Below are 15,512 nucleotides of genomic sequence, written 5' to 3' on the forward strand. Positions count from 1 at the left end.
CCGACACCCGCGGCGTCCTCATCGGCGCCCTGGCCATGCTCCGCACCAAGCACGCCGACCTGCCCGCCCGCAAGCACGGCAACCCGCCCCAGTGAGGAGACCCCGTGTCCGCGACAGCACTCGAAGGGCCGCTGGGACCCGTCCTGTTCAAGGTGATCAGCGGCAGCCCGGCACCGGAGGAACTGGCCGCCGTCGCCGCCTTGCTCACCGCCCTGTCCGCACCGCTCCCTTCCGGCCGGGCCGCCCGGCTCGCCGCGCCCGCGATGTGGCGACGCCCCTGCGTACCCCCGCCCGCCTCCTGGACGGCCGGAAGGACGGAGGCGTGGACCGGCGGCGTGCCGTCCACGGCGTAGGGTCGCAAGGACTGCCTGCCGACCGGGCCGGGCGGGCCGGGCCGTGCGGGCGCCCCCGATAGCGGAGCGCTCCACGACGGTCTCCCGGCACCCGGGACGCGCCGTGGCCGGCAGGCGGGGGACGGCACCGGGAAGGGCTCCCGAAGAGCACGGTTTTGCGGCAGTCGGCCCCGAGAAACAACGGGTCCGCGGAACGAGGAGACTCCTCATGGACTTCAAGGTCCTCGGCCCGGTGACGGCCGAGGTCGACGGCCGCGCGGTCCCGCTCGACGGCTGCAAGCAGCGCACCGTTCTCGCGGCGCTGCTGCTCGCCCACTGCCGGAGTCTGACCGACGATCGGCTCGTCGCCCTTCTGTGGGGCTGGGAACGGGTGGCCGTCCGCACCAGCCGGCTGTACACGTACGTGTCGCGGCTGCGCACCCGCATCGGCTCAGGACTGAAGCTGGAGCGGATCGGCCGCGGGTACCGGATGGACATCGGCGACGCCGTGTTCGACTGGGACGTCTTCCGGCGGCTGGCCGAGGCCGGACGCGCCGATCTCCTCGCCGGCCGGTACGCCGGTGCCGAACGCCGTCTGGCCGAGGCGCTCGCCCTGTGGCGCGGCCCGGCCCTGCGCGACGTCACCCCCTACCTGGCCGACGCCGAGGCCCCGGGCCTGGAGGAGGCCCGGGTCAGCGCCCAGGAGAACCACGCCGACGCCGCGCTCGCCCTGGGCCGGCACGCCGACGTCGTGACCGCGCTGACCGGCCTGGCCGCGCAGCACCCGGTGCGCGAGCGGATCCGCGGCCAGCTGATGGTCGCCCTGTACCGCTGCGGTCGTCAGGCCGAAGCGCTGACGGTGTACGAGGAGGGGCGCCGCGTCCTGGCGGAGGAGCTCGGAATCGACCCCGGCCCCGCCCTGCGCACCCTCCACCAGCAGATCCTCAGGGGCGTCCTCCCCCCTCCCCGGGCCCCCGAGCGCCACAGCGTCACCCTGTCGGCACCGGAGGTCCGCGCGCCGCACCACGGCGGCGGCCTCGAGGACGGGCTCGTCCCCGTGATGCTGCCCGCCGGAGCCGGGGACTTCACCGGGCGCACGGCCGAGACCGCGGACGTGCTCGCCGCCCTCCACGCCCACCAGGACGTCCTCGTCACCGGCCCCCCCGGCACCGGGAAGTCCGCGTTCGCCGTGAGGGCCGCCTGCCGGAGCCGTGCCGAGTTCCCCCACGGTCTGCTCTACGCCGACCTGCGCTCCCCCGACGGCACCCCGCGCGACCCGGCGCAGGCCCTCGGCTGGTTCCTGCGTGCCCTGGGCGCCGTGGACGGCGAGCTGCCCGCCACGCTCGACGAGCGTGCCCACCTCTACCGGACCCTGATGGCCGGACGGCGCGCGCTCGTCGTCCTGGACAACGCCGCCGACGACGCCCAGGTGCGCCCCCTGCTGCCGGGCAGCGACGGCAACCGCACCCTCGTCACCGGGATCCGCTCCACCCTGGCCTCGCTGGAGGGCACCAAGCTGGTGCGGCTCGGGCCCATGGACGCGGACGAGGCCCGTCGCCTGCTGGCCGCCGTCGTGGGAGAGGAACGGGTTGCGGCCGAACCCGAGGCGGCCGCCAGGGTGGTGCGGGCATGCGACGGGCTGCCCCTCGCCCTGCGCGTCGCCGGATCCCGTCTGGCGGCCTGTCAGCAGTGGCGGATCGCCAGGCTCGCCGACCGGCTGGCCCCCGAGGGGCGCAGGCTGGACGAACTCCGGTTCGGCAGTCTCGACGTGCGCGGTCGCCTGCGCGCGGCCCTGGACCCGCTGGACGAGGCAGCCAGGAGGGACTGCGGCGCCCTGGCGGCGATCGGGCCCGTTCCGCTGATTCCCCCGGACGCCGCAGAGCTGCTGGGCACCTCCTGCGACGAAGCCGAGGAACTGCTGGAAAGCCTCGCCGACGCGGGGATCCTGGAGACCTGGTGCGCCGACGGCGAGGTGTGGTTGCGATACCGCTTCACACCGCTGATGCGGCTCGCGGTCCGGGAAGAGGCGACGACGCGCGCCGGCGGGTCCGGCCCCCCGCCCGCCCGGCTCTCCGCCGGCCGGCCGGCCGGCGCCCTCCCCCCGGGGAGCGGCTCAGACGTCGGCGTGCCCTTCGTCCAGCCGGTGCGTCAGCTCGAACGAGCCGGGGTCCGGATCGTGTGTCTGCCCTCGGTCCACCAGGTGTTCGACGTAGGCCGCCAGTAGGATCGCGCTGTCGTGCACCGGCAGCTCCCGGTCCGCGGCGCCCTGAAGTTCGACCTCCGTCAGAACATCCAGAAGATGCTGGACGTGCAACGGGTCGTCCGTGTCGTCGTGCATCGTTCCTCCCTGTGCTTCCAAGCTCTTCCCGGCCCCCGCGCCACCACGTTCGCACGACCGTGCATACGGATTCCTGCGGCGGCCTGTACTCCCTCTGTACGGGCCCGCCCACGGGCCGGTGTCCGGGCCGCGGGCCCGGGGGCGGCACCGGCGGCGTGCCGGCCGCCGGCGGGGCCGTGCGCCCCGTGCCCCCGCCCGGAGCCCTGCGGCGGGGAGCGCACCGGTTTCCACCACGAGACGGGGCAGGCCCGCCACGTGGGCGGGCCTGCCGGGGAGGGTACTGCGGACGCCGGTCACGGCGGCTTCGGGGCGCCGGTCAGATCAGTCCGACCTGCATGGCGCGGGCTCCCGCCTGGAACCTGCTACGCGCGTCGAGTGCCACCATGGCCGACGCCACGTCGTTGCGCACGGTCCGGACGCTGCAGCCCAGCCGGCGGGCGATGGCGTCGTCGGTGAGGCCTTCGGCCAGGAGGCGGAGGACGATCTCCGTACGGGGGCGGCGGGTGGTGGGGACGCCGGGATTGCGTCCCAGTTGCCGCACCGCCGCACCGCGCTCCCAGAGCCGCTCCGCCAGGGCGCACAGGGGCTCCAGCTCCGTGGCGGACCGCACCACGCGGGAGCCCTCGGACTCGTCGATCACCACGGCCACCGCACCGTCCATGATCATCGCCCGCAGCGGCACCGTGCCGACCGTGCGCGGCGGAACATCCTGCTGGGCCAGCCACCGCGCGTACGCCATGACGGAAGGTGCCTGGAAGACGGAGGACGACCACACGGCCCGCAGGCGCACACCGCGCCGCAGCGCCATGTCCACGATGGGGCGGGAGAACTCGAAACCGCCCTCGGTGTGGTCGGGGACGAGGAACACCACGTCGCGCTCGGCCTTGGCGACCATTCGCTCGACCATGGTGGACGTGTCGTTGCGGTCCCCGCTCCCGTCGGCGGACTCCCTGACACGCTCGGCCGCACGCTCGTGCAGGGCGATGAACCGGTCGATCTCGACCGGGCGGGGCTGCGGCGAGCGGCCCTCGCGCATCGACCGGGCCAGCAGCGTCGGCAGGGCTATGCACGGCTCGACCGCGCGAAACGCCGTCCGATCGTCCTCGGAGACACTGGCCAGGCCCTCGGCCCGCAGGATCTCCATCGCTTGCGCGACCTCGTCTGTCGGCCACCCCAGGGCCTGCGCCAGTTCCTGCGTCCGCCAGCTCGTCCGCAGGAGCAGCTTCCGATAGAGAAGCTCCGAACGCCCGTCCAGACCAATTCCGGATTCCGCCACGCCAACCTCTCGGAAGGTTTCTTCCCAGGGCAGGTTTTGCCCGCTGACGAGGTCAACTTAGGCACGCGCGAGCCGGCTCGGAACGTTCGAACATCGGTTTCGTCAGCTTGGTGCCACGGCGGCGCGGGTTTCACGCATCCCGCGGACGGACGGAGGGCACAACCGGTCACCGGTCTCGTGGCCGGCCGCCGCGCAGGGCAGCATGGCGCCCCGGCAGGCGTGGAGCCGGCCGGGGCGCACGGGGTCACATCACTCGGAACGAACGCTTCGAAATCGGTGCGCAGACGCACACCAGGGCGAGGCACGCCACAACGGTGGCGAGCAGTTCCGCGAGGGTGATCTGGCCGGCGACCATGCTGCGCGTGGCGTCGTTGGCGTAGGAGATGGGATTCGCCTGGGCGATCACCCGCAGCCAGGTGGGCATCGACTCCGGCGGGACGAAGGCGTTGGAGGCGAACAGCAGCGGGAAGGTCATCAACGTGGTGATCATGCGCAGGACGTCGCCGTTGCGCAGCACCGCGGCCATCATGATGAAGATCCAGCTCATGGACCAGCCCACGAGCAGGCTCATGAGGACCGTGCCCACCACGCCCAGGAACCCGCCGGGAGGCGCGAACCCGAAGAACAGCGCGGCCAGGACGGCGACGGCGATCAACTGGTAGAGCGCCCGGGCACCGTCGGCGAAGCTCCTGGCCAGCAGCACGCTGAACCTGTTGATCGGCAGGGTGTGGAAGCGGGTGATGACGTCGTTGCGCAGGTCGTTGATGAGACCGTTGCCCGCCTGGGCGCCGGCGGCGACCGCGGTGATGATCATGATGGCGGGAGCCAGGTTGTCGATGTAGGCCATGTCGGTCGGCATCCCGGGCGCGTCGCCCAGCACCTTCAGCACGCCGGCGAACATCAGCAGCATGACCAGCGGCTCGACGAACGTGACGACGAGTACGCCGACTTGCAGGTAGGGCCGTATCGAGCGGCCGGTGAGGGCGGCGGTCTGGGAGAACAGGCCACTGCTGCCCCATTGCTCGGACGGGTGCCCCTCCCGGTCCGACGCTGTCCGCCGCCGGCCGGCTTCGGCCTCGGCCTCGATGACCGTCATCGGTGTGCTCCTTCTTCGGTGGGAATGGTCGGGACGGTCACGCGGGCACCGACGTCCCGGTGGGTTCGTGGGTCAGCCTCAGGTAGACGTCGTCCAGGGTCGGTTCGGAGAAGCCGAGTTCGGTGATCTCGGTGTGCGCCTCGTTCAGCGTGCGCACGATGGCCGCGAGGTCGGCGGAGGCGGCGACCGGGACGCTGATGGTGGACCCGGACTCCTGGGGGGTCGCCTGGATGCCGGTGGCTCCCAGCGCCTTCACCGCGGTGGGCACCTCGGACTGCGCCGACAGCGTCACGGTCACCATGCGCTGGCCGACGTCGGCCTTGAGCTCGTCGGGCGTGCCGCCCGCGACCACCCTGCCCTTGGACAGCAGGGTGATCCGGTCGCAGAGCTGGTCGGCCTCTTCGAGGTACTGCGTGGTCAGCAGCACCGCGACGCCGTCCTTGGCCAGCCGCTTGACGATCTCCCACACGCCGATCCGGGAGTTCGGGTCCAGGCCGGTGGTCGGCTCGTCGAGGAAGATGACCTGCGGCGAGCCGACGAGGCTCGCCGCGATGTCCAACCGCCTGCGCATGCCGCCCGAGTACTGGGAGACCGGCCGCTTGGCGGCCTGGGACAGCTCGAACAGCTCCAGCAGTTCGTCCGCGCGGGCGTGGGCCTGGCGCTTGCCCGCACCGAGCAGGCGTGCGATCAGGGTCAGGTTGTCCCGCCCGGACAGCTGCTCGTCCACCGAGGCGAACTGCCCGGTCAGACCGATGCAGCGGCGGACCTTCTGCGCCTTGGCGGTCACGTCGAGGCCGCAGATCCGGGCGGTGCCGCCGGTCGGTTCCAGCAACGTGGAGAGGATGTTGACCAAGGTGGTCTTGCCGGCGCCGTTGTGGCCCAGCAGACCGTGGATCGAACCTTCGGGAACCGAGACGTTCACGCCGTCCAGTGCGGCGACGTCCCCGAACGTCTTCGTTACGTTGATTGCCTCAATCATGGGCTTGGCCACGTGCTCGGCCTCCGTTGCTCTTTCCGGCGGCCTGGTGGCAGGCCACGGTTCGGACATGTGATCGAGAATTGCCGCCACCGCTGCATCGTGATGCTAGAGCGGCACGGGCACGGAGGCGGAAGTGTCTGCAGGTTGCTGAAATGCGGCAGATGGTACGAGTCCGGCGCCCCAGCGGTCAGGGGCCGACAGGTTCGGTGATCCGGGCCGTGCGCGGACGTGCCATCCGCAGGTAGTCGTCGGTGGCCAGGGCCATCGACACATCGAGCCGGGCGGCGTTGAAGTACAGGACGTCGCCGCGCAGCAGGTCCTCCTCGACGATCAGTTCGAGGTCGGGGTGGAAGGAGAAGGGGATGATCGAGCCGCTGACCGAGCCGGCGAGCCGCTCGGCGGTCTCGCGGTCGGCGAAGCCGATCCTGCGCCCGCCGGTGCACTCCGCGACCCGGCGCAGATCCAGGCGCCGGTCGCCGGGGATGACTGCCAGCACGTACCGGCAGGTCCGTTTGTCCGGCCGCACCACCACGACCAGACACTTGGCGCTCTGTGCCAACGCGTGCCCGCGCAGGGCGCTGGCCGCCTCGGTACGGCCCTCCGGGGGGTGCTCGATCAGCCGGTAGGAGGCCCCGTGGCGGTCGGCCAGCGCCCTGAGCCGCAGGTAGGTGGTCCGGTCGTGGGGCGAAACACCGCCCCGCCCGTCGGCGCCGGCCCCGGTGGCCGGGACGGAGCCGACGGGGGCGGGGCGGCGTTCGGTTGTCGTCACCTTTGCTTCCCGGCGGGTCAGACGGTCATACCGCCGTCGATCTGGAATACCGAGCCGGTGATGTAGGCGGCGCGCTCGCTCGCCAGGTAGGCGACGAGGTCCGCCACCTCCTCGGCTCGCCCGAAGCGGCGCAGCGGAACCTGCCTGGCCGCTTCCTTCTTGACCTTCTCGGAGAGCTCGGCGGTCATGTCGGTCTCGATGTAGCCCGGTGCCACCACGTTGGCCCGGATGTTGTACCGGCCGACCTCCTTGGCGAGGGCCTTGGAGAAACCGATGATGCCCGCCTTGGAGGCGGAGTAGTTGGACTGGGTCGCGTTCCCGTAGACGCCGGCGATGGAGGAGATGTTGACGATGGCGCCGGACTTGCGCTTCATCATCTCGAATATCACCGCGCGGCAGACGTGGTAGACGCCGTCGAGGTTGGTGTCCAGGACACCGTGCCAGTCCTCGTCGGACATGAGGACCAGCGGATTGTCGCGGGTGATGCCCGCCGAGCTGACCGCCACGTCGATCGGCCCCAGCTCGGACTCCGTACGGGCGACCCACTCCTTGACCGACGCGGCGTCGGTCACGTCGGCCCGGACGGCGAGCGCCCGGTGGCCGAACTCACCGGCCTCCTTCTCCAGTTCCAGCGCGGCCTGCTCGTTGGACTGGTAGCAGAAACCGACGTCGTACCCCTCGGCCGCGAGCCGTAGGACCACGGCCCGCCCGATTCCCCGCGATCCGCCGCTCACCAGGGCGACCGGCGCTGTGCTGTCCGTCATGACACTCTCCTTAACTGACTGTGCTGGTCAGCCGGCCGCCGGTCCGGCGTGTGCGGGGTTGAGCCGTTCGCCCGGGCGGAAGGCCATGGTGATCCGGCCGATGGTCAGGACCGGTTCGCCGCCGACCCGGCTGTCGCCCTCGAAGATCATCGTGTCGTTCACGGCGCGCTCCAGCCGGGCGTGCTGTTCGACGGTGTCCCCGGGGAAGACCTGCCGGTGGAACTCGATGCCGCTCATGGAGCCGAACAGCATGACCTGGCCGTCGGCCGCCTCGCCCGCCAGGCGCTTGGCCAGGATGCCCGCCGTCTGCGTCCACGACTCGATCAGCAGGAAGTCCGGGTAGGCGAGGTCGCCCCGCGTCGCCTGCGGACCGAGCCGGGCGTACCACGGCTCGTTCAGCGTGACGGCCTTGACCGCCCGTATCCCTTCGTTCCCCATCTCGACCACGCGGTCGACCAGCAGCATCGGGTACCGGTGCGGCAGCGCGGCGCGGACGCCCTCACAGGTGATCACGCCTCCGCCTCCCGCCGGTAGCGGAGGCGGACCGAGGCGGCCTGGCCGCGCCCGGTGGCCACCCGGGCGCTGCAGCGCCATCCCTCGCCGCGCGGTGACCAGCTCAGCTCGATCGCCAGCTCGTCGCCGGGGCGGACCGCGGCCAGGAACCGGCTGGATTCCACGGCCGCCAGCCGCAGCTCGCCGGACTCGGGCGGCTTCGCGGCCTCCGCGGCGCGGCGCACGCACTCCATCACGCAGACGCCGGGAAAGATCGGGAAGTCCGGGTAGTGTCCGGCGAAAACGGGCTCGCTCTCGTCGATCGCCACCGAGAACCCGGCCGACCACCCTCCGGAGCCCTCGTCACGGGCGGGTTCGCGCACCGGCCGGGGGGCGGCCAGGACCGGGCTGGTCACGAACGCTCCTGCAGCTTCTGCCGCACCAGGTCGTAGGCGCTGTCCAGGGTCCGCACCGAACGCATCTCCGTCTCGGTGAACTTGACCCCGTACTTCCGCTCCAACACGACGACGACTTCGAGGGCCATCAACGAGTCGACCCCCAGCGTCTCCACGAAGTCGGCTCCGTCCCGGACCTCGGCCACGTCGGCGTCGATGGTCTCGGCCAGCAGTTCCCGCAGCTCTTCCCGGTCGAGCCTGGTGACCGCGTCGATTGACATGTTCTTCCCTTTCGTAGGACCGGTGAGCAGCCGTCAGCTCACCGGCAGGCGCAGCGCGGCGCAGGCGACGACGCCGTTGTCGTCCACCGAGGAGACGAGGGCGACGCCGCCTCCGGGAGCCGCCGACTGTTCGGCGACGCTCAGCAGGGACCCGATCTGGAAGGCCGCGGAGGCGGCCGCGGTGTCCCCGATGGGGGCCATGGACGGCGCCCGGTCCAGCGCCTCCGCGCCGAAGCGCCCGGCCAGCGCCTCGCGCTCCTGCTCGCCGGCGGAACCCGCCGGGCCGGAGGCCGAGACCGCCCACACGTCCCCGGAGTCCACCCCACCGCGCCGCAGCACTCCCTCGACGCACGCGGCGAGCGCCTCGCGCAGGTCGTCGCCGAAGTACACCCGCGACTCCACGGCGAGTACCTCGGCCAGGGCGCGACCGTCCGATCCCGTCGGGTCGGCGGACTCCAGCATGAACATGGCGCACCCCTCACCGAGGAGGGCGCCGGTGGAGTCCTCGCCGCGCCGGTGGTGGTCCAGCCACGCCCGCGCGTTCGAGAACTCCTCGGCGGCGCCGTACAGCACGGTCCTGGCGCGGCCGGAATTCAGCAGTCCGCCGGCGTAGCTCAGCGCGGACAGTCCGGCGACGCGGCCGCCGGCGATCGTGGTGTTCGGCCCCTTGAGGCTGTGCCAGATGGCGCACTGGCCGGCGGCGCAGTTCATCACCGCGTTCGGCATCAGTGACGGGTCCACGTAGAACGGACGCTCACCCACCAGCGAAGCGCGGGTGAAGTCCATCATGCTCTGCGCGCTGCCGGTGGTCGTGCCCAGGACCAGGGCGGTCTCCTCGTCGGAGGCCGTGCGCCGGTCCCCGGAGTCGCGCAGCAGGTCGCGGACCGCGGTGACGGCCAAGCCGGTCACCCGGTCCATCGACCGGGTGCCCTTCTTGCCCAGGACCTCGCGGAGCGCGAATCCGGGCACCACACAGGCGTGGTCGTCCGGACCCGCCCACTCCTCGGAGTCCAGTGCGGACGAGGCGTCCTTCCCGGCCAGCACGCCGGCCACGAACTCGTCCTTGCCGATACCGAACGGCGACACCGCGGACCACGCGGTGATCACCGGCCGGGTCGCGGTCGCCGGCGCGCTCGCCGAAAGGGTCATGGTCACATTCCGTTCTGCTCGATGTCCTCGGAGTCCGGTGGTGCTCTCAGCGCAGGGCCGGTTCGGCCGCCGCCGGCGTGGGCCGGCGCAGCACCAGCGTGGCGACGCCGTCGTCGGTGTCGGTGCCCGCCACCAGCCACACCGGGCCGTCGGCCCCCGCGTCGAGGGCCCCGATCGCCGCCGCGCACTGCACGACGCCGAGCGCCCCGGACAGCTCGCCCCACGTCGCGGTGAGGTCGCGGCCGGGCCGCCCGGCCGGCAGGGCCGGGGCAGCGGCGGCGGGCGCGAACCAGGCGGCAGGCGGCTCGGGCTCGGTCTCGGCGAGTTCCGCGATGTTGCCCGCCACGTCCGGTCCCCGGGTGTGCGCACCGACCACGGCCCGGACGGTGGCGCCGCGGGCCTCGGCGGCCTCGGCGCGTTCCAGCACCAGCGCCGCGCCGCCGTCGACGACCGGGCCGCCGACGAGGCCGCGCACGATCTCGTTGTCCGGCTCCACGCCGACCACGACCACGTGGTCGGCACGGTCCGAACGCAGCAGGGCGGCGCCCCAGCGCACCGCGTCGAGCCCGGAGGCGGGCCCGTTGCACAGCGTCAGGTTCGGGCCCTTCAGTCCGAACCTGATGGCGATCTCGGAGGCGATGATGTTGCTGGAGGCGTTGGGGGTGTCCATCGGGCTCACGCCGTGGGTTCCCTCTTCGGCGATCGTCCTGGTCACACGGCAGACGGTGTCCACGTTGCCGAGGTTGGAGCTGACCAGCACCGCCGTCCGGGAGCCGTCGACGGTCGGTTCGCCGTCGCGGAGCAGTCCGGCGTCGGTCAGCACGCGCTGTGCGGCGCACAGCCCGAGCTGGGTGGCGCGGTCCTTGTAGCGCAGGCCCTTCTTGCCCAGGACGGCCGCCGGCTCGACGGTGCCCTCCGGATTCCGGGCCGTCGCCAGGGCGGCCGCGGAGTCGGCTCCCGGCATGGCGACGCCGACGCCGGTCACGGTAATCATCATGCTCCCTCGACAATCGCCACGGCGTTGATCCCGCCGAACCCGAACCCGTGCACCTGTGCCAGCGAAACCTCGTGCTTGGCCTCCTGCCCGCGGACCAGGCGGATGCCGGCGGCCTCCTCGATCGGGTCGTCCAGGTTGACCAGCGGCGGCACCTTGCCGGTGGCCATCGTCTGCAGGGTGACCACGAGGCTCAGCAGACCGGCCGAGCCGCTGGTGTGGCCGGTCATCGGCTTGATGCCGGTCACCACCGGACCGCCCGCGGCGTCGCCGAAGACCTCGCCGTAGGCCGTGATCTCGACCAGGTCGTTGAGCGGTGTCCCGGTGCCGTGCAGCATCACCATGTCGATGTCGCCCGGCCGGGTGCCCGCGTGCCGGTGGGCCTGCCGCATCGCCTCGGCGACCTGCTCCCGGTCCGGCGCGGTGGGGTGCTTCGCGTCACAGGTCATCCCGACCCCGCGCAGCCTGCCCCACAGCCGGCCGCCCGGCCACCGGAGGTCCTCGCGGCGCAGGACCACGGCGGCGGCCCCGTCGCCGAGGATGGTGCCCTTGCGGTTGACGTCCAGGGTGCGCAGCGCGGTCGGCGGGTCCGGCTGGACCCGGTCGGCCAGGCCGTGCATGCTCTCGGTGATCGCGTCGACGCCCGCGACGACGACGGTGTCCGCCTCGCCCAGCGCCAGCATGTCCGCGCCGAGCGCGAGCGTGTACAGCGACGCTGAGCACGCGTTGGAGACGGTGAGGGTGTCGGCCGTGCCGAACCGCTCCCGCAGCGCGGTGCCGAAGTGCAGTCGGTCGGCGCCGAACGGCGCGCCGTCGCGCCACCAGAGCTCGGCCGACCGGAGTTCGCGCAACCCGGTGCCCACGAGCACCGGGATGCCGGACAGGTCGTCGCCGAGTCCGGCGTCCGCGGCGGCCTGGCCGACGGCGTCCAGCAGGAACCCGGTGGCCCGCAGCGTGCGGTCGGCGCCCGGCTCGGACCGGTCGTCGATCTCGAACAGCTGCCTGCCGTTGTACAGCTCGTGGTCGAATCCGCGCATCGGGCCGAGACCGCCGCGACCCGCGCAGAGGCTGCCGAAGACCTCGTCGACGTCCCGGCCGATGCTCGCCACGGCACCGATGCCGGTGATGGGAAGTCTCACCGTGCACCGTCCAGGTACTTGCCGAGGACCACGATCGCGTTGTTGCCGCCGAAGGCGAGGCCGTTGTTCTGCACGACGCGCAGGTCGGCCTCGACGGACTGGTTGGGCACGCAGTCGATCTCGCACTCGGGGTCGGTCTCGCGGTGGTTGATGGTCGGCGGTATGAAGCCGTGGTGGATCGACAGGGCGCAGGCTATGGCGGCCAGGGCGCTCGCGGCTCCCATGGTGTGGCCGAGCATCGACTTGAGCGAGACGGTGCGCGGCGGGGCGTCGCCGAACACGTCGTGGATCGCCCGCGACTCGGTCACGTCGTTGGCCTTGGTGCCGGTGCCGTGCGCGGAGATGAGGTCGACCTCCTCCGCCTTGACGCCGGCGTTCTCCAGGGCGATCTCCATGCACCGGGCGACGCTGTCCTGGTTCGGCGCGACCTGGTGGTAGGCGTCGCAGTTCATGCCGTAGCCGAGTACCTCGGCGTAGACGCGGGCACCGCGCGCCCGCGCGGAGGCGAGGCTCTCCAGCATCAGCACGCCGGCGCCCTCGCCGGTGAGGATGCCCTTGCGGTCGACGTCGAAGGGGCGGCACACGTCCGGGGCGATCGTGCCGAGCCGGTAGAAGCCGGTGAAGGTCTTGCGGCACATCGCGTCCGCGCCGCCGCAGAGGGCGTAGTCGACCTCGCCGGAGCGGATCGCGTCGAAGCCCTGGCCGATCGCGTAGTTGCCGGCCGAGCAGGCGGTGGCGATGGTCACCGCCTCGACGTTGGACAGGCCCAACTCCTGCGCGGCGGCGATGGACAGCCGGTTGGGGGAGACGCGCCGGGCCACGGTCGGGTCCATGGCGGCGGGGCCGGAGGCGACCTCGGTCCCCACCAGGTGGTCGAGGTCGTAGGACTCCCCGTCGGTGGTGCCGATGGAGATCATGCCGCGCTGGGCGCGCAGGACCTCCAGGTCGGCACCGGCGGCCTCGACGGCCATCCGGGCCGCCGCGACGGAGAACTGCGTGGCGCGGCCCAGGGCCTCGACCGGCAGGTTGCGGATCCAGCGTTCCGGCTCGGCCCCGGTGATCTCGCAGCCGTTGGCGTGCGCGAATCCCTCGGTGTCGAACAGCGTGATCGGCTTGGCGCCGCTGCGGCCGGCCCGCAGCCCCTCGGCGAACTCATCGGCGCCCACACCGATGCTGGAGAACACGCCGAACCCGGTCAGCACGACCCGGGACGCCGCGTCGTCACGCGCCGCGTCAGAAACGTTCACAGACATCAATCTCCCTCGGTACGGCCTGGTCGCCTTGGATGAGGACGGGAACGGAGCACCGACAGGCGGTGCCGGAGGGGCCGCCGGACCCCGGAGGACCGACGGCGTGCCGCCGGGCCTCCGGTCACTCGGTTCCAGCCGCGCCTACTTGGCGTTGATGGCCTCCTCGACCACGGCGTAGACGCCGTCGAGGTTGACCATCCGCTCCAGCTCGGACTGGTCGATCGTCACCTTGAACTCCTTCTCCAGGCCCGCGAGGATCTCGATGGCCCGCAGCGAGTCCGCGCCGTGGTCCTCCTTGAAGAGGCTGCTGCCGGTCACCTCGTCCTCTTCCAGCTCCAGGACGTCGCAGACGATCTCCTTGATGCGCGCCTGGCGGTCGGTGTCGATGCTCGTGGTCATCTCAATCTCTCTCTGTTCGTTCGATGGTTCGTTCGGTCGTTCACGGCGACCCGCGCGGCCGTGACCGGCGGGCCGCACGTCCTCACCCGGACATGCCGGCGAAGTCTCCGCGTCGGGGCCGGAGCGGTCCGGGCGATCGCCGGATGCTGCCCCGGCAGATCTCCCTCGGGTCCCAGCCGTCCGGTCGGTCCGGCAGCAGGTCCGGATCGCCGTACACGGCCCCCTGGCGGGCGGCGGCGAGCAGGGGCTCACCGAGGATGTCGGCGGCGCACGAGATCCCGCCGAGCATGACGCCCGCGATGCCGTTGCCCGCCTGCGTGCTGGCACCGACGACGTGCAGCCCGGCGATGCTGGTCGCCGTGCCGGGGCGGGCGGTTCCGCCCCACTCGGCCATGCCGAAGGGGGTGCCGCCGGAGGAGAGTGTGTACCGCTCGTGGGTCAGCGGGGTCGCCGCCTCCAGATGCGTGATGTGCTCGCGCAGCGGCCCGACGGCCTTCTCGGCCGCGCGCAGTGTGGCGTCGATCAGGTTCTTCTTGCGCTGCAGGTAGATGGGGTTGCGGCGGTAGGCGACGCCGCCGGCCGGCCCCTCGTCGACGCCCCACCAGGTGTAGTCCGGCGGGCAGAGCGTCATCACCTGGAGGTTGGCGTGGCCCGGTGGGCACAGGGCGCGGTTGTGCGGGTCCTTGAGCGAGGCGAAGGAGCAGAACAGGAACGGCACCTCGCCGGTCTCCCCCGCGCTCGCCCGGGCGAAGTAGTCGTCGATGTCGTCGGTGTCGTACCACCACAGGTTGGCGTTGGGCCTGTCCTGCAGGTCTATGTCGAGACCGAGGTAGAGCACCAGCCACGGCATGCCCATCCGCGCGTTCACGGTGCGGTTCACGACCGACTTCGGGAAGTGCTCCGCGCCGACCAGTTCGAGCACCGTGCGCGGGTAGTCCGCGTTGGACACCACCAGGCCCGCCGTGATCACCTCGCCGCCGTCCAGGCCGACGCCGACGGCCCTGCGGTCCTCCACCAGGACGCGGCGCACCCTGCTGCGGGTGCGGACCTGCCCGCCGTGCGCCTCGATCACCTCGACCAGGCCCGCCGCGAGCACCTGTCCACCGCCGGCCGGGTAGTAGGCCCCGCGCAGGTAGTGGTCGGTGACGCTGGTGTGCCGCGCCACCGTGGCCTGACGCGGGGTCAGGCCGTAGTTCGGGGCCTGCGCCGCCAGGACGGTGCGGGCCCGCGACGACAGGCCGCAGTGGTTGAACAGGTCGTCCAGCGTCCGCCTGCCCCACTGCCGGATGGTGGCGGTGTTCGCCGCGATGTCCGGCGCGGACCAGGTGTGGGCCTCGAACAGCGCCGCGCGCTGTTCCTCACCGAGGGACGAGCAGACGTCGACGAAGGTGTTCAGCCCGTCCGCCTCGTCCGGCATGGCCTCCGTGAGGCGTCGCCGGTACTCCTGCCATCCGGCGGGCATGTCGACCGACACCCCCGGCACCCTGATCAGGTCGAACCCGTCCTGGTCCATCTCCAGGAAGTCGACCCGGTCGCGGAGCCCGACCCCGGACAGGATGGACGGGATGACACCGCCGGGCGCGCAGTCGCCCAGGTAGTGGACGCCGACGTCGAACTCGTAGCTGCGGCGTCGCCGGAACACGTGGCTGTTGCCGCCCACGATCGAGAACTGCTCCAGCACCAGGACGCGCTTGCCCGCGGCGGCCAGGTAGGCGCCGGCGGTCAGGCCGCCGAGGCCGGCGCCTACCACGATGGCGTCCCAGTCGGGGCCCGGCGCGATGCCGTGCGCGTTGCCGTCCACAGTCGTCTCCTCGTCGCTTGCCGCAGTGATGCTTGCCATGGCTGCCGGAGCGGTGGCC

General features: G+C 72.3%; 16 protein-coding genes and 1 pseudogene. 2 read left to right on the top strand and 15 right to left on the bottom strand.

Features of this window, described 5'->3' with window-relative positions; all coding sequences use genetic code 11:
• Positions 1–104 precede the first annotated feature (104 nt).
• On the top strand, positions 105–353 hold the full coding sequence (locus tag BMY40_RS26695) for an acyl-CoA carboxylase epsilon subunit (RefSeq protein WP_093663347.1): 249 nt from the start codon (positions 105–107) through the stop codon (positions 351–353).
• 208 nt (positions 354–561) lie between these two features.
• Positions 562–2,556, top strand: a complete 1,995-nt coding sequence (locus BMY40_RS26700; RefSeq protein WP_093663348.1) for an AfsR/SARP family transcriptional regulator — start codon at positions 562–564, stop codon at positions 2,554–2,556.
• Here BMY40_RS26700 and BMY40_RS29220 read toward each other — a convergent pair.
• The 15 genes and pseudogenes from BMY40_RS29220 to BMY40_RS26770 form a co-directional block, all read right to left on the bottom strand.
• Positions 2,509–2,670 (bottom strand): annotated as a pseudogene (locus BMY40_RS29220) (DUF6269 family protein); the annotation flags it as partial. The gene BMY40_RS26700 and the pseudogene BMY40_RS29220 overlap by 48 nt on opposite strands.
• Positions 2,671–2,986: 316 nt before the next feature.
• Positions 2,987–3,946, bottom strand: coding sequence for a helix-turn-helix transcriptional regulator (locus BMY40_RS26705; protein ID WP_143071836.1), 960 nt, complete (start codon positions 3,944–3,946; stop codon positions 2,987–2,989).
• A gap of 244 nt (positions 3,947–4,190) precedes the next feature.
• The gene (locus BMY40_RS26710; protein WP_093663350.1) at positions 4,191–5,042 is read right to left on the bottom strand and encodes an ABC transporter permease; all 852 of its coding nucleotides are present in this window, start codon (positions 5,040–5,042) and stop codon (positions 4,191–4,193) included.
• A 37-nt stretch (positions 5,043–5,079) separates the two neighbouring features.
• Positions 5,080–6,021: an ATP-binding cassette domain-containing protein gene (locus BMY40_RS26715; protein ID WP_177214149.1), complete on the bottom strand. Its 942-nt coding sequence runs from the start codon at positions 6,019–6,021 to the stop codon at positions 5,080–5,082.
• 187 nt (positions 6,022–6,208) lie between these two features.
• Complete coding sequence (locus BMY40_RS26720) at positions 6,209–6,685, bottom strand: YbaK/EbsC family protein (RefSeq protein WP_093663370.1); 477 nt, start codon at positions 6,683–6,685, stop codon at positions 6,209–6,211.
• A gap of 122 nt (positions 6,686–6,807) precedes the next feature.
• A complete protein-coding gene (gene fabG / locus BMY40_RS26725) occupies positions 6,808–7,554 on the bottom strand; it encodes a 3-oxoacyl-[acyl-carrier-protein] reductase (protein ID WP_093663352.1) in 747 nt (248 codons plus the stop codon).
• 27 nt (positions 7,555–7,581) lie between these two features.
• Positions 7,582–8,067, bottom strand: coding sequence for a 3-hydroxyacyl-ACP dehydratase FabZ family protein (locus BMY40_RS26730; RefSeq protein WP_245770351.1), 486 nt, complete (start codon positions 8,065–8,067; stop codon positions 7,582–7,584).
• Entirely contained in the window at positions 8,064–8,462 is a 399-nt protein-coding gene (locus tag BMY40_RS26735; protein WP_093663354.1) for a 3-hydroxyacyl-ACP dehydratase FabZ family protein, read from the bottom strand. Before BMY40_RS26735 ends, BMY40_RS26730 begins: the two co-directional genes overlap by 4 nt.
• A complete protein-coding gene (locus tag BMY40_RS26740) occupies positions 8,459–8,722 on the bottom strand; it encodes an acyl carrier protein (RefSeq protein WP_093663355.1) in 264 nt (87 codons plus the stop codon). The genes BMY40_RS26735 and BMY40_RS26740 overlap by 4 nt, the downstream gene beginning before the upstream one ends.
• Positions 8,723–8,755: 33 nt before the next feature.
• Positions 8,756–9,871 carry a beta-ketoacyl synthase N-terminal-like domain-containing protein gene (locus BMY40_RS26745; protein WP_093663356.1) on the bottom strand — a complete coding sequence of 372 codons (1,116 nt, stop codon included), beginning with the start codon at positions 9,869–9,871 and terminating at the stop codon, positions 8,756–8,758.
• Positions 9,872–9,917: 46 nt separating this feature from the next.
• Positions 9,918–10,868, bottom strand: a complete 951-nt coding sequence (locus BMY40_RS26750) for a beta-ketoacyl synthase N-terminal-like domain-containing protein (RefSeq protein WP_093663357.1) — start codon at positions 10,866–10,868, stop codon at positions 9,918–9,920.
• Positions 10,865–12,004, bottom strand: coding sequence for a beta-ketoacyl-[acyl-carrier-protein] synthase family protein (locus tag BMY40_RS26755; RefSeq protein WP_093663358.1), 1,140 nt, complete (start codon positions 12,002–12,004; stop codon positions 10,865–10,867). The genes BMY40_RS26750 and BMY40_RS26755 overlap by 4 nt, the downstream gene beginning before the upstream one ends.
• A complete protein-coding gene (locus BMY40_RS26760; protein ID WP_093663359.1) occupies positions 12,001–13,257 on the bottom strand; it encodes a beta-ketoacyl-[acyl-carrier-protein] synthase family protein in 1,257 nt (418 codons plus the stop codon). Before BMY40_RS26760 ends, BMY40_RS26755 begins: the two co-directional genes overlap by 4 nt.
• Positions 13,258–13,395: 138 nt before the next feature.
• Entirely contained in the window at positions 13,396–13,653 is a 258-nt protein-coding gene (locus tag BMY40_RS26765; protein WP_093663360.1) for an acyl carrier protein, read from the bottom strand.
• Positions 13,654–13,735: 82 nt separating this feature from the next.
• Entirely contained in the window at positions 13,736–15,493 is a 1,758-nt protein-coding gene (locus BMY40_RS26770) for a phytoene desaturase family protein (protein ID WP_093663371.1), read from the bottom strand.
• Positions 15,494–15,512: the final 19 nt, after the last annotated feature.

It is taken from the genome of Streptomyces radiopugnans, assembly GCF_900110735.1.
Lineage (GTDB): Bacteria > Actinomycetota > Actinomycetes > Streptomycetales > Streptomycetaceae > Streptomyces > Streptomyces radiopugnans.